Here is a 278-nt window from a genome sequence, read left to right on the forward strand (position 1 = left end):
GTCCCGTACCTGCTGCTCGCTGAGGCTTATCGTGGTCAGCTCGGATTCACCGTTGCGGGCCACGTAGACCTCGTGGGGAGCATTGATCCACAGCTCCTCGATTGACTCGTCGTCCAGGAGCGGCTGCAGTGGCCCGTAACCCGCAACGGCGTCGAAAATCCGGCGCCGCGCCGATTCGAGGTGCCCCAAGGGAGGAAGCGGAGCGACGAGGACTCGTTCGTCGTAGTCGTTGATTGCCGCGTCCACCAGGCTTCTGACGTCACCAGCCTGTTCCAATG

At 62.9% G+C, this 278-nt stretch carries 1 pseudogene; it reads right to left on the reverse strand.

The window, feature by feature from the left end:
- Positions 1-278 (reverse strand): annotated as a pseudogene (locus ACR9ZK_RS21895) (CpaF family protein); the annotation flags it as partial.

The sequence above is a fragment of the Monashia sp. HAY1-5C genome, from assembly GCF_056755255.1.